Annotated in this window: 20 protein-coding genes; 14 read left to right on the top strand and 6 right to left on the bottom strand. The window is 72.1% G+C overall.

Annotated features, from left to right (window positions below; all coding sequences use genetic code 11):
* The 6 genes from BLS99_RS21835 to BLS99_RS21810 all read left to right on the top strand — a co-directional run.
* A partial coding sequence (locus BLS99_RS21835; RefSeq protein ID WP_091053826.1) for a sugar ABC transporter ATP-binding protein occupies nucleotides 1-1,046 on the top strand: 1,046 nt, incomplete at its 5' end.
* A complete protein-coding gene (locus BLS99_RS21830; protein WP_091053825.1) occupies nucleotides 1,043-2,053 on the top strand; it encodes an ABC transporter permease in 1,011 nt (336 codons plus the stop codon). The genes BLS99_RS21835 and BLS99_RS21830, both read left to right, overlap by 4 nt.
* Complete coding sequence (locus BLS99_RS21825; RefSeq protein WP_091053824.1) at nucleotides 2,050-3,069, top strand: ABC transporter permease; 1,020 nt, start codon at nucleotides 2,050-2,052, stop codon at nucleotides 3,067-3,069. The genes BLS99_RS21830 and BLS99_RS21825 overlap by 4 nt, the downstream gene beginning before the upstream one ends.
* 17 nt (nucleotides 3,070-3,086) lie before the next feature.
* Nucleotides 3,087-4,286, top strand: a complete 1,200-nt coding sequence (locus BLS99_RS21820) for a substrate-binding domain-containing protein (RefSeq protein WP_091053823.1) — start codon at nucleotides 3,087-3,089, stop codon at nucleotides 4,284-4,286.
* Entirely contained in the window at nucleotides 4,283-5,122 is an 840-nt protein-coding gene (locus tag BLS99_RS21815; RefSeq protein WP_091053822.1) for a sugar phosphate isomerase/epimerase family protein, read from the top strand. Before BLS99_RS21820 ends, BLS99_RS21815 begins: the two co-directional genes overlap by 4 nt.
* A complete protein-coding gene (locus tag BLS99_RS21810; protein WP_091053821.1) occupies nucleotides 5,115-6,116 on the top strand; it encodes a sugar phosphate isomerase/epimerase family protein in 1,002 nt (333 codons plus the stop codon). The genes BLS99_RS21815 and BLS99_RS21810 overlap by 8 nt, the downstream gene beginning before the upstream one ends.
* A gap of 70 nt (nucleotides 6,117-6,186) precedes the next feature.
* On the opposite strand, the gene BLS99_RS21805 is transcribed toward BLS99_RS21810, so the two are convergent.
* The 3 genes from BLS99_RS21805 to BLS99_RS21795 all read right to left on the bottom strand — a co-directional run bounded on the left by BLS99_RS21805 (nucleotide 6,187) and on the right by BLS99_RS21795 (nucleotide 9,091).
* Nucleotides 6,187-7,551: a permease prefix domain 1-containing protein gene (locus BLS99_RS21805; protein ID WP_091053820.1), complete on the bottom strand. Its 1,365-nt coding sequence runs from the start codon at nucleotides 7,549-7,551 to the stop codon at nucleotides 6,187-6,189.
* A gap of 1 nt (nucleotide 7,552) precedes the next feature.
* Nucleotides 7,553-7,921 carry a PadR family transcriptional regulator gene (locus tag BLS99_RS21800; RefSeq protein ID WP_091053819.1) on the bottom strand — a complete coding sequence of 123 codons (369 nt, stop codon included), beginning with the start codon at nucleotides 7,919-7,921 and terminating at the stop codon, nucleotides 7,553-7,555.
* A 129-nt stretch (nucleotides 7,922-8,050) separates the two neighbouring features.
* The gene (locus BLS99_RS21795; protein WP_091053818.1) at nucleotides 8,051-9,091 is read right to left on the bottom strand and encodes an NAD(P)-dependent alcohol dehydrogenase; all 1,041 of its coding nucleotides are present in this window, start codon (nucleotides 9,089-9,091) and stop codon (nucleotides 8,051-8,053) included.
* Between the two features lie 241 nt (nucleotides 9,092-9,332).
* Here BLS99_RS21795 and BLS99_RS21790 point away from each other — a divergent pair, with 241 nt between their 5' ends.
* Nucleotides 9,333-9,992 (top strand): nucleoside/nucleotide kinase family protein, encoded by a 660-nt coding sequence (locus BLS99_RS21790; protein WP_218126774.1) that lies wholly within the window; start codon nucleotides 9,333-9,335, stop codon nucleotides 9,990-9,992.
* A 94-nt stretch (nucleotides 9,993-10,086) separates the two neighbouring features.
* Here the strand turns inward: BLS99_RS21790 and BLS99_RS21785 are convergent, their stop codons facing one another.
* A complete protein-coding gene (locus BLS99_RS21785) occupies nucleotides 10,087-10,590 on the bottom strand; it encodes a GNAT family N-acetyltransferase (protein ID WP_091053817.1) in 504 nt (167 codons plus the stop codon).
* Between the two features lie 69 nt (nucleotides 10,591-10,659).
* On the bottom strand, nucleotides 10,660-11,463 hold the full coding sequence (locus tag BLS99_RS21780) for an MBL fold metallo-hydrolase (protein ID WP_091053816.1): 804 nt from the start codon (nucleotides 11,461-11,463) through the stop codon (nucleotides 10,660-10,662).
* Nucleotides 11,464-11,570: 107 nt separating this feature from the next.
* Here BLS99_RS21780 and BLS99_RS21775 point away from each other — a divergent pair, with 107 nt between their 5' ends.
* Entirely contained in the window at nucleotides 11,571-12,428 is an 858-nt protein-coding gene (locus BLS99_RS21775) for an NAD-dependent epimerase/dehydratase family protein (protein WP_091053815.1), read from the top strand.
* 76 nt (nucleotides 12,429-12,504) lie between these two features.
* Nucleotides 12,505-12,957 (top strand): VOC family protein, encoded by a 453-nt coding sequence (locus tag BLS99_RS21770; protein WP_091053814.1) that lies wholly within the window; start codon nucleotides 12,505-12,507, stop codon nucleotides 12,955-12,957.
* Between the two features lie 125 nt (nucleotides 12,958-13,082).
* Here the strand turns inward: BLS99_RS21770 and soxR are convergent, their stop codons facing one another.
* Entirely contained in the window at nucleotides 13,083-13,538 is a 456-nt protein-coding gene (gene soxR, locus BLS99_RS21765) for a redox-sensitive transcriptional activator SoxR (protein WP_218126773.1), read from the bottom strand.
* Nucleotides 13,539-13,610: 72 nt separating this feature from the next.
* On the opposite strand from soxR, the gene BLS99_RS21760 reads away from it, so the two are divergent.
* The 5 genes from BLS99_RS21760 to BLS99_RS21740 all read left to right on the top strand — a co-directional run bounded on the left by BLS99_RS21760 (nucleotide 13,611) and on the right by BLS99_RS21740 (nucleotide 18,159).
* Nucleotides 13,611-14,294 (top strand): transketolase, encoded by a 684-nt coding sequence (locus BLS99_RS21760; RefSeq protein WP_091053854.1) that lies wholly within the window; start codon nucleotides 13,611-13,613, stop codon nucleotides 14,292-14,294.
* 96 nt (nucleotides 14,295-14,390) lie between these two features.
* Complete coding sequence (locus BLS99_RS21755; RefSeq protein ID WP_091053853.1) at nucleotides 14,391-15,281, top strand: transketolase C-terminal domain-containing protein; 891 nt, start codon at nucleotides 14,391-14,393, stop codon at nucleotides 15,279-15,281.
* A gap of 82 nt (nucleotides 15,282-15,363) precedes the next feature.
* Nucleotides 15,364-15,951, top strand: coding sequence for a DUF1707 SHOCT-like domain-containing protein (locus BLS99_RS21750; protein WP_091053813.1), 588 nt, complete (start codon nucleotides 15,364-15,366; stop codon nucleotides 15,949-15,951).
* A gap of 424 nt (nucleotides 15,952-16,375) precedes the next feature.
* Nucleotides 16,376-16,927, top strand: coding sequence for a helix-turn-helix transcriptional regulator (locus BLS99_RS27700; protein ID WP_342761289.1), 552 nt, complete (start codon nucleotides 16,376-16,378; stop codon nucleotides 16,925-16,927).
* 92 nt (nucleotides 16,928-17,019) lie between these two features.
* Nucleotides 17,020-18,159 (top strand): hypothetical protein, encoded by a 1,140-nt coding sequence (locus BLS99_RS21740; protein ID WP_091053812.1) that lies wholly within the window; start codon nucleotides 17,020-17,022, stop codon nucleotides 18,157-18,159.
* Nucleotides 18,160-18,189 lie beyond the last annotated feature (30 nt).

The following is an 18,189-nucleotide window of genomic DNA, read 5'->3' as shown; positions in this document are numbered from 1 at the left end:
ACCAGCAGATCACCGAGATCGCCAAGGCCCTCTCCCAGGGCGCGGACCTCATCTGCATGGACGAGCCGACCGCCGCGCTCGCCGACGCCGAGGTGGAGCTGCTGTACCGCCTCATCGGCCGCCTGCGCGAGCGCAACGTCGCCGTCCTCTACGTCTCCCACCGGCTCAAGGAGATCTTCGACCTCTGCGACCGGATCACCGTCCTCAAGGACGGGCGCCTGGTCGACAGTGTCGACACCGCCGACATCACCCCCGACGACCTCGTCGCCAAGATGGTCGGGCGCCGCATCGAGGCCCAGTTCCCCGAGCGCCTGCCCGGCACCGTCCAGGGCGAGGTCCGGCTCAAGGTCACCGGCGGCGGGAACGACTACATCGACGGCATCGACCTCGACGTGCGCGCCGGGGAGATCGTCGGCCTCGCCGGGCTCCAGGGCTCGGGCCGCACCGAGATCGCCGAGGCCGTCTTCGGCATCGCCCCCTTCACCCGCGGCACCGTCGAGGTCGACGGCGCCCCGATCCGCATCACCAGGCCCCGCAGGGCCATCGGCGCCGGCATCGCCCTCGTCACCGAGGACCGCAAGGCCCAGGGCCTGGCCCTGTGGCAGTCGGTGCGCTCGAACGCCCGCATGGTCCTCGACGCCAACGCCCGCGTCCACTCCCGGCGCCGCCTCGCCCGCGTCTCCGAACTCCTCACCCGCCTCGCCCTCGTCGCCCGCGGCGAGGACCAGGAGGTCCGCTTCCTCTCCGGCGGCAACCAGCAGAAGGTCGTCGTCGCCAAGTGGCTCGCGGCCGAGCCCGGGATCATCGTCCTCGACGAGCCCACGCGCGGGATCGACGTGGGCGCCAAGCACAAGCTCTACTCCGTCATCCGCGAACTCGCCGCCGAAGGACTCGCGGTGCTCCTCATCGCCTCCGAACTCATCGAGGTCATCGGCCTCGCCGACCGCATCGTGGTCCTCCACGACGGCCGCATCGCCGGGGAACTGCCCGGCGGCGCCACCGAGCAGCAGGTCATGGCCTACGCGACCGGAAGGGGCCCGGAATGACGAGCCTCCACAAGCCCCGCCTTCAGAAGCCCCGCCTCGGCACCACCGCCCTCATCTACCTCGCGCTCGCGGGCGTCCTGGTCGTCGGCGGCACCGCCGTCGCCCTCGACGGCGGGAACCTCTTCGCCACCGCCACGATCGTCGACATGCTCACCCGCACCAGCCTCACCGGGTTCCTCGCCATCGGCATGACCCTGGTGATCCTGTGCCGGTCCCTGGACCTGTCGGTCGGCTACACCGCGGCGCTCTCCAGCCTCGTCGCGGCGACCACCATGGACGGGCAGGTCGCGAACATCCCGCTCGCGATCGCCGCGGTCCTCCTCGTCTCGGGCCTGGTCGGCGCCGCCAACGGCGCCGTCACCGCCTACCTCGGCGTCAACCCGTTCATCACCACCCTCGGCACCGGCCTCATCATCAAGGGCTACCTGGACACCCAGTACAAGGGCCCCGCCGGCGACGTGCCCGCGGTGTTCCAGCAGTTCGGGTACACCCGCCTCGGGCCCGTCCCGGTCTCCACAGTGGTCATGCTCGCCGTGGCCGCGGCGGCGATCTGGTTCCTGCGCTCCTCGCGCACCGGCCACCACATGTACGCCGTGGGCGGCGACCTCGACGTGGCACGCATGTCCGGCATCCGCACCGGCCGCACCCTCATGACCGCCCACATCCTGTGCGGCATGACCGCCGGGGCCGCCGGCCTGCTCCTGGCCGCGCGCTTCGGCACCGGCTCGGCCGAGGCGTACACCAACCTCTACGAGCTCGACGCCATCGCCGCGGTCGTCCTGGGCGGCACGCTCCTCCTGGGCGGCAAGGGCGGCGTCGCCGGGACCGTCGCGGGCGTGGCGATCCTCGCCGTCCTCGACACCGTGTTCAACGTCCTCCAGATCGACCCGTTCGCGAAGGACGTCCTGCGCGGCGTCGTCATCATCACCGCCGTCGCGATCTACGCCCGCCGCCAGCTCGACCGCCACGCGCGGCGGCCCAGGTTCGCCGAAGGGAAGGCGTCATGACCCGCGTCCGGGAGCTGCTGCTGCGCGCGACGAACCCCACCGCCACGGTCTTCGTCCTGCTCGTCTTCGTCTTCGCCGCCGTGTTCGTCAAGAACCCCGGCTTCTTCGAGGGCCCGTCCCTCATGGCCTTCCTCAAGCAGGCCGCGCCCCTGGTGATCCTCGCCGCCGGGCAGTACTTCGTGATCGTCTCGGGCAACTTCGACCTGTCCGTGGGCGCGCTCGTGGGCGCCCAGGTCGTCATCGCCGCGCGCCTCATCGACGGCGAGGAGTCCCGCACCTTCCCGGTCATGGCCGTCATGGTGCTCTTCGGGATCGCGGTCGGACTCGTCAACGGGCTCATCACGACCGCGCTCAAGGTCCAGTCGTTCATCACCACCCTCGGGATGCTCCTGGTCCTGTACGGCGCGATCCGGCTGTGGACCGGCGGCGCGCCCACCGGGAGCCTGTCGGAGTCCTTCCGCGTCCTCGGCCGCATGGGGATCGAGAACGTGCCGGTCCTCGGGCAGATCCCGTGGGCGCTGGTCGTCATGGTCGCCGTCGGCGCCGGCTCGGTGCTGCTCATGCGCACCCGCTTCGGCCGGGTCCTCATGGCCGCGGGCGACAACGACCGCGCCGCGGCGCTCTCGGGCGCCCGCGTCGACACCGCCCGCACCCTCGCGTTCGTCCTCTCAGGAGTGTCCGCGACGATCGCCGGCGTGCTCATCGGCGGGTTCGCGGGCGTCAGCGCCCAGGTCGGCGACGGCCTGGAGTTCACCGTCATCACCGCGGTCGTGCTCGGCGGCGTCGTCCTCGGCGGCGGCCGCGGCTCGGTGCTCGCGGCCATGGCCGGGGCCCTCGTCATCGAGGCGCTGTTCACCCTGTTCAACCAGTTCGCGCTGCCCGCGACGCTCCGCCCCGCCGTGCAGGGCGCCATCATCATCGCCGCCGTCGCGTACGCGGCCCGGCGCCGCACCCGACCCGTCCCGACCGCCACCGCAACTCCTCCGACCGCCACCGCAAGTCCGACTCCCTCATGAAAAGAAGGTCAACCACCATGCGGACAACCCGTATAGCCGCGGCCGCCGCGGCAGCCCTCGGCATCATGCTCGCGACCGCCTGCACCACCGACGCCCCCACCGAGGAGGCCGACGAGGCCACCACGGAGGAGGCCTCGGGCGACGAGTGGTTCGTGCAGGCCGACTACGACGCGCAGCTCGCGCAGCGCGACGTCGAGCCCGAAGGGGACCCGGCCACGCCGTGGCTCCAGGCCATCGAGCCCGAGTGGGTCGACACGGCCGCGTTCGCGCAGGAGGGCGGGAACGCCACCGTGTGCTTCTCGAACGCCTCGGTCTCGAACCCGTGGCGCGTGACCGGCTGGATCACCATGCAGCAGCAGGTCGCGGTCCTCCAAGAGTCCGGCCAGATCGGCGAGTTCCGCCACTCGGACGCCGGCGACGACGACGACCAGCAGATCAGCGACATCCAGGCGTTCGTCGACTCCGGCGACTGCGACGCGCTCATCATCTCCCCGTCGACCACCGCGACCCTCACGCCCGCAGTGGAAGCGGCGTGCGAGTCCGGCGTCCCGGTCATCATCTTCGACCGCGGCGTCAACACCGACTGCGCCGTCACGTTCATCCACCCGATCGGCGGCTACGCCTTCGGCGCCGACGCCGCCGAGTTCCTGGTGGACAACCTCGAACCCGGTTCGAAGGTCCTCGCCCTGCGCATCCTCCCGGGCGTCGACGTCCTCGAGAACCGCTGGGCCGCCGCGCAGGAGATCTTCGCCGACTCGGAGCTGGAGATCCTCGGCAACGAGTTCACCGGCGGCGACGCCGCGGAGATCAAGAACATCGTCACGCAGTACCTCCAGCGCGGCGACGTGGACGGCATCTGGATGGACGCCGGCGACGGCGCCGTCGCGGCCATCGAGGCGTTCGAGGACGCCGGCGCGCCCTACCCGGTCATGACCGGCGAGGACGAGCTGTCGTTCATGCGCAAGTGGCAGGAGACCGGCATGACCGCGCTCGCGCCCGTGTACTCGAACTTCCAGTGGCGCACCCCGGTGATCGCGGCGACGATGATCCTCGCGGGCGAGCAGGTCCCGTCCGAGTGGGTCCTCCCGCAGGACCCGATCACCGAGGCCGAGCGCGACCAGTACCTGGAGGTCAACGCCGACATGCCCTCGCTGCACTACGCCAAGTTCGGCGGCGAGGACCTGCCCGGCTTCCCCGAAGCCTGGCAGGACCGTTGAGCCGCATAGGCGTCAACACCTGGGTCTGGGCCTCGCCGCTCGACGACGAGGCCCTGGCCCTGCTCGCGCCGCGCGTGCGCGACTGGGGGTTCGACACGATCGAGCTCCCCGTCGAGTCCCCCGGTGACTGGGACGCCGCACGCGCGGCCGGGCTCCTCGAACGGCTCGGCCTCGCCGCCACGGTGGTCCTGGTCATGGGCCCGGGCCGCGAACTCGTCTCCGCGCCTGCGGAGACGGTGGCCGCGACCCAGGACTACCTGCGCCGGGTCGTGGACGCGGCCGTCGCCGTCGGGTCCCCGGTGATCGCCGGGCCCGCGTACGCGTCCGTCGGGCGCACCTGGCGCGTCGAGGACCGCGCGGCGGCGTACGAGGAGCTGCGGGCGAACCTCCGGCCCGTCGCCGAGTACGCCGCCGAGCGCGGCGTCACCGTCGCGGTCGAACCGCTCAACCGCTACGAGACGAGCCTGCTCAACACCGTCGACCAGGCGCTCGAAGCGCTCGACGGCCTGCCGGGGACCGGGCTCGCCCTCGACGTCTACCACATGAACATCGAGGAGACCGACCTTCCGGCGGCCATCGCCAGGGCCGCGGGGAGGATCGCGCACGTCCAGGTCTCGGCCAACGACCGGGGCGCGCCCGGCGCCGACCACCTGGACTGGCCCGCGATCCTGGCCGCGCTCGACGCGGCCGGGTACGCCGGACCACTTGTCATCGAGTCGTTCACGGCGCACAATGCGACGATCGCCACCGCCGCCTCGATCTGGCGTCCGCTGGCGCCGACCCAGGACGCCATCGCCGTCGACGGGCTGACCTTTCTGAGGAGTCTGCATGCCTAGACCGATCACGCTGTTCACCGGCCAGTGGGCCGACCTGCCCTTCGAGGAGGTGTGCCGCCTCGCGGCGTCGTGGGGCTACGACGGGCTGGAGGTGGCCTGCTGGGGCGACCACCTCGACGTGCGCCGCGCGGCCGAGGACGACGACTACGCGGCCGACCGCAAGGCGGTCCTCGAATCGCACGGGCTCGGCCTGTGGGCGATCTCGAACCACCTGGTCGGCCAGGCGGTCTGCGACGACCCGATCGACGACCGGCACAAGGCGATCACGCCCTCGCACGTGTGGGGCGACGGCGACCCCGAGGGCGTCCGGCAGCGCGCGGCCGAGGAGATGAAGGCGACGGCGCGGGCCGCCGCGAAGCTCGGCGTCGACACCGTCATCGGCTTCACCGGCTCGGCCGTGTGGAAGTACGTGGCGATGTTCCCGCCGGTGTCCGAGGCCGTGATCGAGGCCGGGTACGACGACTTCGCGGCCCGCTGGAACCCGATCCTCGACGTGTTCGACGAGGTCGGCGTCCGCTTCGCGCACGAGGTGCACCCCTCCGAGATCGCCTACGACTACTGGTCGACGCACCGCGCGCTGGAGGCCGTGGGGCACCGGACCGCGTTCGGGCTCAACTGGGACCCGAGCCACATGGTGTGGCAGGACATCGACCCGGCCGCGTTCCTGTGGGACTTCCGGGACCGGATCTACCACGTGGACTGCAAGGACACCCGCAAGCGCCTCGACGGGCGCAACGGCCGCCTCGGCTCGCACCTGCCGTGGGGCGACCCGCGGCGCGGCTGGGACTTCGTGTCCACCGGCCACGGCGACGTGCCGTGGGAGGACTGCTTCCGCGTGCTCAACCGGATCGGCTACGCCGGCCCGATCTCCGTGGAGTGGGAGGACGCCGGCATGGACCGCCTCCGCGGCGCCGCCGAGGCCGTGGAGTTCGTGCGCGGCTTGAACTTCGACCCGCCGACGGCGTCCTTCGACGCCGCGTTCGGCTCCGACTAGCAGTGGGCCCGGGCCGCCCCCGTGGGGCGGCCCGGGCCGGTGGTGTTCGGCGGGTGGTCTGCGGCCCGCCCTAGGCGAACGAGAACAGCGGCGGGAAGAGCAGCACCACGGCCGCGGCCCAGGCCGCGTAGACCGGCACGTACCCGGTCTGCCAGTTCTCCAGTACCGCGAAGCGCTTGCGGCGCCTGATGATCGAGACGTACAGCCACGCGGTCCAGGCGAGGTTGACGAACAGGATCAGGTTCTCCCCGAGCGCGGCGCTCTTGTTCGGCGTCAGGCCCCACTCGGTGATGCGCCCGAGGATCGCGATGAGCACGAGCACGTCGATGAGCAGTGCGCTCACCACGAGCGCGAGCTGCATCCAGTCGAACACACCCGGTCCGGCGTTCGCGTCCCGCGCCGAGATCGAGTAGAGCACCAGGCCGAGCACCACGGCCAGGAGCAGGTCGAACAGGATGAGCATGTCGCGCTCGACGTCGATCGCGTTGGTGGTCACGCCGATCGCGACGAGGACCGCCACGAGCGTGACCGCGAACAGCGGCGTGAACACGCGGGTGAGCACGGGCGCCATGTTCTCGATGACGCTCTGCTTGGCCTCGACCAGCCACGCGGCCACCACGATCGCTGCCGCGAGCCCGCACGGCATGAGCCATTCGGAGATGAACACCTCGGCGTCGACGCCGATGGCCCCGAAGACCCCGACGGTGAACGCGGTGAGCACGCCCCCGCCGAGTCCGATGAGGACCAGGTAGATGAACCACTCGCCGGTGAACCGGATGAAGTCCATGCGCTTCTGCCCCGAGCGCCACTCGCCGCCCGCGTAGGCGATGCCGACGACGAACCACAGCAGCAGCGGCAGGTGGATGGCGCTGAGGACGATCGACTGCGACTCCGCGTCGAACGGGTAGGCGTTGTTCGCGATCGCGCCGACGGCGAACAGGCCCGCCACGACCCCGATCGCCGCCCCGCCGAGCCGGCGGCGCCACGCGAAGTACACCGCGAGCGGCGCGAGCACGAGCAGGCCGATGTTGCGGCCGTAGAAGTCCCCGCTGTCGTCGAAGCCGAGCCCGAACAGGGCCGGGAGCTTGATCGCGATCACTCCCAAGGCGGCGCAGGCGATCATGACGAGGAGGCCGCGGCGCCGCTCGGTGTCGGCGGCGGCGTCCCGGTCGGGGTCGAGCACGAGCTGCTTCCACAGCCGGTCGGAGTGCTCGCGGGCGAACTCGCGGGAGAGCTCGTCCATGCGGCCCATGCGCTTGACGGCGATGAGGAACGCCTCGTCGGGCTTGAGCCCCGACTCGGTCAGGTCCCCGACCCGCTCGCGCAGGTGGTCCTCCAGCTCGTCGACGTCGGCCTCGCTGATGGCCTTGCGGCGCAGCATGTACGACCGCCACTCGGCGATCTGGGCCTCGAGTTCGGTGTCGGTGCCGGTCATGTCATGCCTCCAGTGCCGGTGGGAGTACGGGTCCGAGGGTGCGGGTGGCCTTCCAGACGTCCTGGAGCGCGTCGGTGACGGCGGCCCACTGCTTGCGCTGCTCGGCGAGCTCGCGCAGCCCGTCCTCGGTGATGGCGTAGTACTTGCGGCGCCGCCCGCCTTCGGGGGTGCGCCAGGACGACTCGACGTGGCCCAGCCGCTCCAGCCGGTGCAGGAGCGGGTAGAGCAGGCCCTCGGTCCATTCGAGGCGGCCGCCGGAGCGGTCGCTGATCTCCTTGAGGATCGCGTACCCGTAGCTCTCCTCCTCGGCGAGGATGCCGAGCACGAGGGGGGTGGCCGAGGCCGCCACGAGGTCTTTTGCGATGTGCATGAGGGGAGCGCCTCCTTTACCTAGATCTGCTATGCCTTGCTGTTCTATGCATCGTAGATCTAGGGTTCCCCGGTTGTCAACACGGCCGCGGCCCGGCCGGTGTCCCGGCCGGGCCGCGCACGCGCCGGATCAGCCGTTCGGCAGGATCACCGCGCGCCCGTTGATGCGCCCCGCGTGCAGCCGCTCGTACGCCTGCGGGGCCTCCTCCAGCGAGAACTGCTCCACATGGACGTCGATGTGGCCGTCCCGCGCGAGGTCGAACACCTCGATCAGCTCGTCCCGCGAGCCCCAGTACGGCGCCTGCACCGACACCTCGAACGGCAAGGCCCCGAACCCGACCGGCAGCGTCCCGCCGCCGATCCCCACGATCGTCACGTCGGCCTCCACCGACGCGCACGCCCCCGCCGTCGCCACCGTCGGGCCCACGCCCACGAAGTCGAACACCGCCTGCGCCCCGATCCCGCCGGTCAGGTCCTTCACCTTCTCCGCGGCGTCCTCGTCCGACAGGAACGCCTCGTGCGCGCCCACCTTCCGCGCCAGGTCCAGCTTCTCCTCCGACACGTCCAGCGCCACCACCTTCACGGCCGTCAGCGCCCGCAGGAGCTGCACCGCGACGTGCCCGAGGCCGCCGGTGCCGATGACGACCGCCGTCGACCCCGGCGTGAGCTTCGGCAGCGACTTCTTGATCGCGTGGTACGGCGTCAGCCCCGCGTCGGTGAGCGGGACGGTCTGGACCGGGTCGAGCTTCCCCAGCGGCACCAGGTGCCGCGCGTCGTCCACGATCAGGTACTCGGCGATCGCGCCGGGCGAGCCGAGGCCGGGCGGGTTGATGTCGAGCTCGCGGGCGCGCTGGCAGTAGTTCTCCTCGCCCGCGGCGCACTTGACGCACCGCCCGCAGCCCCACGGGCCGTACACGGCCACCGACTCGCCGACCTCGACCCCGGTGACCCCGTCCCCGAGCGCCGCCACGGTGCCCGCGCCCTCGTGGCCGAGCGTGAGCGGCAGTTTGTAGGGGAAGCCCTCGGCGGGCCACTCCATGACCGCGATGTCGGAGTGGCACACCCCGGCCGCGGTCACCTTGAGCAGGACTTCGCCGGGCTTCGGCTCAGGCGTGGGGATCTCGACGACCTCGGGGGCCGCTCCGATCTCGCGGTACTGCAACGCTTTCATGGACGCCTCCGTGCGGCTCGCTTGCGGCCCGCGAAGTCGCAGTTCACAGGGCCCGCTGACCCGGTCACCGTAACCCGGATCATGCTGCGTGAGGCCGGTTTCAGGAGGTACAGGGGAGGCAGAGGGGGAGGTGCAGGCGGGGCGCGGACGGCAGTGCGGGCGAAGGCACCGGCGGCGGCACCCGGACCCCTCGGGCCGACGCGCTGGCCGGACCGGGGCGCGGTGGGCTAGGTTCGGGCGCGTGGACTTCGCAGACGACCCCCAGGCGCTGCTCGACCGCGTCAAGGCCCTCGCCTCGGACCGGCGCGTGCTCATCGGCATCGCCGGGTGCCCCGGCGCGGGCAAGACGACCGCGGCCGCGTGGCTCGCGCGCACCCTCGCCGCGGGCGGCACCCCGGCCGTCCAGGTCCCCATGGACGGCTTCCACCTCGCGAACGCCGAACTGGTCCGCCTCGGCCGGCGCGGGCGCAAGGGCGCGATCGACACCTTCGACGGCCACGGCTACCGCGCGCTCCTCGAACGCCTCGCCGCCGACCGGAGCGCGGTCGTCTACGCGCCCCAGTACGACCGCCGGGTGGAGGAGCCCGTGGCGGGCTCGATCGCAGTCCCGCCCGAGGCCGAGGTCGTCGTCACCGAGGGGAACTACCTCCTCGACGCCGAGGGGCCGTGGCCCGCGGTCTGCGCGGCGCTCACCGAGGTCTGGTACTGCGAGACGCCCGAACCGCTGCGCCTGGAGCGCCTGATCGCGCGGCACGAGCGCTTCGGCAAGACCCCCGAGCACGCCCGCCGCTGGGTCGCCGAGGTCGACGAGCGCAACGCCGAACGCATCCGGGCGAACCGGGACCGTGCCGACCTGGTCGTCGACTTCGACGCCCTGGGCATCGGCGGCCCCGGGTCCTGAGGATCCACGCGCGGGCGGCGTGTCATCGGCGGTGCACGCGCGTGTCACCTCCGCACGCGCGGTGACATGCGGGGCCGCGCCGGTGGCACTCGGCTCAGGGCAGCGTCCGGGTGAGCCACACCAGGTCGCCGCGGTCGTCGGTGGTGGTGCGGTGGCGTTCGAAGCCGATCTTGTCGAGCACCCGGAAGGACGCGGTGTTCCAGCTGCGGACGGTCGACCAGAGCCGCGTGCGGCCTGTCGCGGCCGCGGCGTCGAGGACCGCGCGGGCCGCCTCGGTGGCGTAGCCGTTGCCGTGCACACGCTTGAACAGCTCGTAGGCGATCTCGGGCTCCTCGAGGGTGGCTCGGCCGACGAGCAGGCCGCAGTAGCCGATGAAGTCGCCTTGCTCCCGGCGGCGGATCGGCAGGAGCGCGATCCCGTTCGCGGCCGCGGTGGCCTGGCCGCGCGCGATGATCTCGCGGGTCCGCTCCAGCGGCGGCGTCCCTTCGCCGCGCTCGGTGTGCAGGGCCTGGAGTGCGGCGGCGTCCGACTCGGCCCACGGCCGCATCGTCAGCCGCTCCGTCTCGAGACGGAACGACATCGGCTCGTGTGAAGGCATGGCCCTACTGTGCCTCAGGAGCCGTCCCCTGCGACGCCGGGATACGGCCGGCAGGCGCTCCGGCCCCGCTCACGCCGAGACGAACGGCTCCGTCAGGTGCGGGGTCGCCAGGTGCAGCGTGGTCGCGGCCTCGACGCCGAGGATCCGCTCCCGCGAGCGCCGGGCCTCCTCCGGGTCCATCTCGTGCGCGTAGGCCAGCTCCGGGTACCGCAGCTGGATCGCGTGCACCAGCAGGTCCCCGGTCACCGCCGCGACCTCGCGCCCGGACGCGACGAGCACGCTCTGGTGCCCGGGCGTGTGCCCCGGCGTCGCCACCACGCGCTCGCCGGTCCGCAGCGCCGCGTCGCCGTCGAGCAGCCGCAGCCGCCCGTCCCGCCGCAGCGGGTCGACCAACCCCTCCCGCAGCCCCGGGTTGATCGCGTCGATCGCGTCGACCTCCTTGCGCTGCAACAGGTATTCGGCGTTCGGGAAGTACGGCCGCCGGTCCGCGCCGACCACCGCCCACCCCACGTGGTCCGTGTGCAGATGCGTCAGCACCACATTGGACACTTCGGCGGGGTCGATCCCCGCCGCCGCCAGCTCCTCCGGCAGCCGCCCCGGCACCGGCGCCCACGCCGCCGCCGGGCTGTCGGCCGGGCCGATCCCCGCGTCCACGAGCGTCACGCCCGCGTCCGACCGCACCGCGAACGCCCGGAACGACAGCACCCACCGCCCCTCGCCGTCCACCGCGCCCGGGTCGAACGCGTCCGCGTCCGCCCACTGCGCCGCGCCCGCGTCGGGGAACGCCTCCGCCCTGGGGGAGAAGAACGGGCCCTCGCCGTCGGCGAGGGCGATCACGGTGTGCGCGCCCAGGCGCAGCGAAGGAGGGGCCACCGCCCGATCCTGCCACGAAAACCACCGCCCGTGACCTGCGGGGTTGCCATGGAGTGCACTCCAGGACGTAGGCTGCGAGCGTTCACACCGACGAAGGGGGAGGCGCGATGGCGCGCGTGGCGGTCACCGGAGGCAGCGGCAAGCTCGGCAGGGCCTGCGTGAGGGACCTGGTCGAGCACGGCTGGGAGGTCGTCAACCTCGACCGGCGCCCCTCGCCCGACCCCGCCGCCGTCCCCTACTCCCAGGTCGACTTCACCGACTACGGCCAGGCCGTCGAGGCCCTGACCCGCATCGACGACCGCTTCGACGGCTTCGACGCCCTCGTCCACCTCGCCGCCGTCCCCGCCCCCGGCCTCCAGCCGAACTCCGCGGTCTTCCGCAACAACATGCTCACCAGCTACCACGTGTTCGCCGCCGCCCGCCTCGCCGGGATCACCAACATCGTGTGGGCCTCCAGCGAGACCGTCCTCGGCCTCCCCTTCGAGACCCCGCCCCCGTACCTCCCCGTCGACGAGGAGTACGCCCCGCGCCCCGAGTCCACGTACTCCCTGGTCAAGACCATGGAAGAGGCCATGGTCGACCAGTTCTGCCGCTGGAGCCCCGACCTCAAGGCGACCGGCCTGCGCTTCTCCAACGTCATGTACCCCGAGGACTACGCGGACTTCCCCTCCTTCGAGGCCGACCCCGGCCTGCGCAGCTGGAACCTCTGGTCCTACATCGACGCCCGCGACGGCGCGCTGGCGATCCGCCTCGGGCTCGAACGCGAGGGCACCGGCAAGGAGGTCTTCGTGATCGCCTCCCCGGACACCGTCATGTCCACGCCCACCGTCGACCTCGTCGCGGCCCACTACCCCGACCTGGAGCTCAAGCGCCCCGTCTCGGGCCACGAGACGCTGCTCTCGATCGACAAGGCCCGCAGGCTCCTCGGCTACGACCCGAAGCACTCCTGGCGCGACCACGTCTGAGGCCCGGCGCCCGTCCCGCGGGCGCGGGACGGGCGAAGCCGGGGCGGATGTCGGACCCCGGGCCTACGATCGGGGCATGGCCGTCAAATTCAAGATCTGCATCGACTGCGCCGATCCGCACCGGCTCGCCGACTTCTGGGCCGGAGCGATGGGGTACGAGGTCGAGGACCACTCGGCGCTCATCGCGACCCTCCTGGAGAACGGGGTCGTCACCGAGGACCTCACGGTCGACGTCCACGGGCGCAAGGGCTGGAGGACCGCCGCGGCGGTCCGCGACCCCGACGCCCCGTTCGACCCGCACTCCGGCGTCGGCAAGGGCATGCGGCTGCTCTTCCAGACCGTTCCCGAGCCGAAGACCGTCAAGAACCGCCTGCACCTGGACCTGCACTACGGTCCGGACGCCTACGAGGCCGAGGCCGACCGCCTCGAATCGCTCGGCGCGACCCGCCTCGGCGCGTACGACGAGGACGGCGCCAAGTGGATCCTCATGGCCGACCCCGAGGGCAACGAGTTCTGCTGCCACGGCTGACGACCGGTGGCCGGGGCGGCCCGACCCGCTCCTCCCGACCACATCGATTCCACCGGGCCCCGCTGCGGCGCAACAGTTGCGCCGCAGCGGGGCCCGACATCCGCTCTGGCAGATTCAGAGCACCATCAGAACGGCTTGAACCCCAGCTGCGGCCCCGCGCCCCGCGCCGCGACCTTGTCCTCGCGGTTGTAGATCGAGCACTTGTCGATCGAGAGGCACCCGCAGCCGACGCACCCGTCCAGGTCCTCCTGCAACTCCCGCAGCGCCGCGATCTGCCGCTCGATCCGCTCCCGCCACTCGCCCGAGAGCCGCGTCCAGTCGGCCCGGTCCGGGACCCGACCGTCCGGGAGCCTCCCGAGGGCCGCCTTCACCTCGTCCAGTGACAGGCCCACCGACCGCGCCGCCCGGATGAACGCCACCCGGCGCAGCTCCGCGCGCCGGTACCGCCGCTGGTTCCCGCCCGTGCGCACCGAGCTGACCAGCCCCAGCGACTCGTAGTACCGCACCGCCGAGGTCGCCAGCCCCGCCCGCGCCGCGAAGTCGCCGATCGTCAGCACCGCGTGCGGATCATGCTCGACCACGAAGCCCCTCCTTGTGTCACAGCCCACTTCCCTCTTTACTTCAAGTCGACTTCAAGTTTAATGATGCTCGGCATGACCGCCACATACGAGCAGACCGTCGACCTGGCCCGGCGCTCGGTCGCCGACGTCCGCTACCCCGCCGTGAAGACCTACACGCTCGACCCGATCTGGGTCCTCTACGACCGGGTCCTGCGCATCGACCCGGCCCACCCCGACGACCCGGGCCGCGACCGGTTCCTCCTCTCGAAGGGCCACGGCCCCAGCGCCTACTACGCGGTGCTCGCCGCGAAGGGCTTCTTCCCGGCCGACTGGCTCGACGGCATCGCCGCCGCCGGCTCGCGCCTGGGCGCCCACCCCGACGCCACGCTCGTCCCCGGTGCCGAGATCTCCTCCGGCTCCCTCGGCCACGGCCTGCCGCTCGCCGTCGGCACCGCGCTCGGCCTGCGCGCCACCGGGATCACCGACGCCCGCGTGTTCGTCCTGGTCGGCGACGCCGAACTCGACGAGGGGTCCAACCACGAGGCGATCCAGTACGCCGGCGCCGTCGGCCTGTCGAACCTCGACGTGATCGTGGTCGACAACGCCTCCGGCACCATCGGCTGGCCCGGCGGCATCGCCTCCCGCTTCGCCGTCAACGGCTGGAGCACCGCCGAGGCCGCCGCCGCCGACCACGACGCCCTCCACCGGTCCTACACGGCGCCGCACCCCGGCCGGCCGCACGTCACCGTCGCGTCGGCCGTCACCGACCCGCACTGAACCGCGCCCTTTCACTCTGAACCGCAACGACTTCCGCAGGAGACCACCGTGACCGCCACCCCCACCGGCACCACTGCCGACACCGACACGATCACCATGCGCGAGGCGTTCGCCGCCCGCGCCACCGCGCTCCTCGACGCCGACCCGCGCCTCGCGGTGGTCCTCGCCGAGATCTCCACCGACCTGTTCGAGGACGCCGCCGCCGCGCACCCGCAGCGGGTCGTCAACGTCGGCATCCGCGAGCAGCTCCTGGTCGGCGCCGCGGGCGGCCTCGCCCTCGCCGGGCTGCGGCCCATCGCCCACACCTACGCGCCGTTCCTGGTCGAGCGCGCCTTCGAGCAGGTCAAGCTCGACTTCGGGCACCAGGGCACCAGCGGCGTCCTGGTGAGCGTCGGCGCCTCCTACGACTGGGCCGAGGGCAGCTCCACGCACTTCAGCCCGCGGGACGTGGCCCTGTTCGACACGCTCCCCGGCTGGCGCGTGTTCGTCCCCGGCCACGCCGCCGAGGTCCCGGCCCTCCTCGACCGCGCCGTGGCCTCGGACGAGAGCGCCTACCTGCGACTCTCCCTGCGGCACAACGCCGAACCGCACGGCACCCGCGACGGCTCACTCGACGTCCTGCGCGAGGGCTCCCGCGCGACCGTCGTCGCGGTCGGCCCGCTCCTCGACAACGTGCTCGCCGCGACCGCCGGCCTCGACGTCACCGTGGCCTACACGAACACGCCCCGCCCGCTCGACACCGCGGGCCTGCGCGACCTCGCCGCGCGCACCGGGAACACCGTGGCCGTGGTCGAGCCCTACCTGGAGGGCACCTCGGCCGCGATCGTGTCGGGCGCCCTCGCCGACCGCCCCCACCGGCTGCTGTCGGTCGGCGTGGGCCGCGAGGAGCTGCGGCGGTACGGCACCGCCGCCGACCACGAGCGCCTGCACGGGCTCGACGCCGAGGGCGTCGGGGCGCGCCTGCGCGCGTTCCTCGCGGCGGGCTGACCGCTCCGCCGGGAGAGCAGGGTTGACGCGGCGCCGGGACCCGGTATGTTCGAGCTGGAAACGAGCAGAAGGTACACCGCGAATGCCCATACCAGACCCGAACATCCGCCTCTCCAACGCCGACCGGGAAGCCCTCGTCGCCCGGCTCCACGCCGCCACCGAGGAGGGCCGCCTCGACCTGGAGGAGTTCGCCGAGCGCTCCACCCGCGTCTACGAGGCGAAGACCTTCGCCGACGTCGAACGCCTCCTCGCCGACCTCCCCGAGGACGACCGCGCCCTCGCGGTCCCCAAGCGCCCCAGGGCCGCCGCGAACACGCCGGACCTCGTGCTCAACCCGGTGCACAGCCAGGTCAAGCGCGAGGGCGCCTGGACCGTCCCGGCCCGCATCACCACGAAGCAGAAGCACAGCGGCATCAAGCTCGACTGCCGCGAGGCCGTGTTCACCGGCGACGACGTCGCACTCGACGTCGACCTCACCCACTCGCGCCTCACCCTGGTCCTCCCGCGGCACGCCTCCGCGGTGGACGACGGCGTGGAGCTGCTCGGCGGCGCGGTCGTGAACAAGTGCTCGCGGGTCACCGACGGGCCGACGGTCCACCTCACCGGGACCAGCCGCTACGGGAGGGTCGTCGTCCGCTACGAGCGCCGCTTCCTGTGGTGGCGCTACTGAATCCGCACCGTCCACGGCACCGAGGGGCCGGCCGATCCGCACGGATCGACCGGCCCCTCTTCCGTGTCCGCAACGGCCGTATGGCATCGCGCGCCCGCACGTCGCGCTCGAACTCCCCGGCATCTCTGCGGATCTTCACCCTCCCAGCGGCACCGGCCGTTTCGTGTCACCCGGTCCGGTAGCAGGTTGTTCACTATTCGCCACGCCATGTCCCCCGAATGGCGTAACTCGCACGCCTGAGCCTCGTTAATCCAACACCCGCTCCATTCCGCCCACCTGCGATCCCACCGATTCCCACCGGTCGTGCTGCCCCCGCCGGCAGTGCGATGCATTCATCATCGAAAGAGAGAACGCCATGACCACCATGGTTGTCTGCGTCCAAACCGTGCAAGCGGCAAGGGCGATCTCAGCCAGCGCGTCCCGCATGGGGCAGTCGCTGGCGATCAGGACCGTCGACTGCGCCGCGGCCCTGCTGGTCGAGCTGCGGCAGCGCCTCGTCCAGACCGCCGTCATCGATTTCAAGCTCGCCGCGCCCAACCCGGTGATCTTCGCCCAGAACCTCCGCTCCCGCTTTCCGCAGACCGCGCTGTTCATGTGCGGCGACGCCGACCCGCGCATCGCCGCGATGGTCGTCGCGGCCGGCGCCCGCGGCGTCCTGCGCGCCCCCGCGGCTGGCGGCGACGCGCTCCTCGTCGCGTTCACCCAGGCGTTCCAGTTCGCCTGCCGCGCAGCGGCGGAGGCCAAGGACGCGCTGCCGCGCCAGCGGCCAGGCCGCAACGGCTCCCTGCTGAGCAACCGGGAGCTGGAGGTCCTGTGGGCCATGTGCGAGGGTCTGACGAACGCCGAGATCGGGCAGCGCCTGCACGTCTCGGAGGACACCGTCAAGACCCACGCCAAGCGCATGTACAACAAGCTCGGCGCGCGCGACCGCGCTCAAGCGGTGGCCCGGGCGTTCCGCTCCGGGCTGGTCGCGTGAGGCGGGAGGCGCTGCGTTGGCGGTTGACTACGGAACGTCCCTGCTGCGATACTCGGCAGCTCCGGACGTCCGGCTGAATCGAGGCGATGCCCATGGCGCTCACTGAGGAACACCGCGAGGAGTGGTTCAGGATCCTCGGCGACTACCCCGACGACGAGAAGCCCGACCCGGAGAACCGCCTCGCGGTGGAGACCTCCTGCTCGGGGTTCCTCGGCAACATGTGGACCCGGGCCACCATGCCCGAGGTCCAAGGGGTGTCGCTGGCGGAGCTGGAGATGGTCTTCGTCCAGTACTACCTCGGCCGCCCGGAGCCGTTCTCGGCCGCGATGCTCGCGGCGATGACCGAGCTGGCCGACGCCCCCGGGGGGCGCCGCGCCGCCGCGAAGGCCCTTGAGCGCCTTGGGCGGCTTGGGGTCCCGCCGCCGTCGTGGCACGGCGAGGAGATGAAGCCGGGGGAGTGCTGGAAGGCCGGCGACGTGTACGGCGACCAGCTCACCTTCTTCGCCTCGTTCCACGCCCCCAGCGGCGACCAGGCCCTGTCCTACACGGTCGACTACTCGGAGTACCACTTCGACATGGTCGTCGACTGCGACGCGACCGGCGACCTGGACCGGCTGCTGGAGCTGCACCGGACCCGCAACGCCAAGAGCCTCGACCGGCTGTTCGTGCCGGTCGAGGCCGATCCCGCGGAGCTGTACACGGGCACGAGGCGGTCCCTGGACGACTGGGACATCTTCTGCGTGGAGGGCGACGCGCGGCGCCTGGCGCCGCGGTTCCTCATGCTGCGCGAGCTGTGGCGGGCCCGCCTGCGGCGGTTCCCGCGCATCGAGCCCCAGGAGGTCCGCCAGCCGTCCGACGACGAGCTGTCGCTGTTCGCGTCGGGCTTCCTCAACCACATGCTCGGGCAGCTCCTGCTGGAGGCCAGGCACTTCGAGGCGATCCGGGAGCTGTGCTGGTTCCACGGGATCAACGGCCCCAAGGTGAGTCCGACCCGGGCGTACGTGTTCCTGGAGCGGTGGCTGCCGGCGAAGTACGAGCCCGACGACCCGGTGGTGGAGGCGGTGCGGGACCTGTTCATCCCGTTCCTGCGCTGGACCGCCTCGGCCACCGACCTGGAGCCGATGGCCTGGCCCTACCTGAAGTTCAAGGCCGAGCGGTGGCTCAAGGAGTTCCCGGGCTGGTCGGCCAAGGACCCGGACTGCGCGCGGTTCCCCCGTCCCCGCTCGCTGTGAGACCTGATCCCTTCGCCCGCATACGAGTCA

This window comes from Glycomyces sambucus, from assembly GCF_900102815.1.
Taxonomy (GTDB): Bacteria; Actinomycetota; Actinomycetes; order Mycobacteriales; family Micromonosporaceae; genus Glycomyces; species Glycomyces sambucus.
This window is presented reverse-complemented; position numbering and strand designations above follow the sequence as displayed.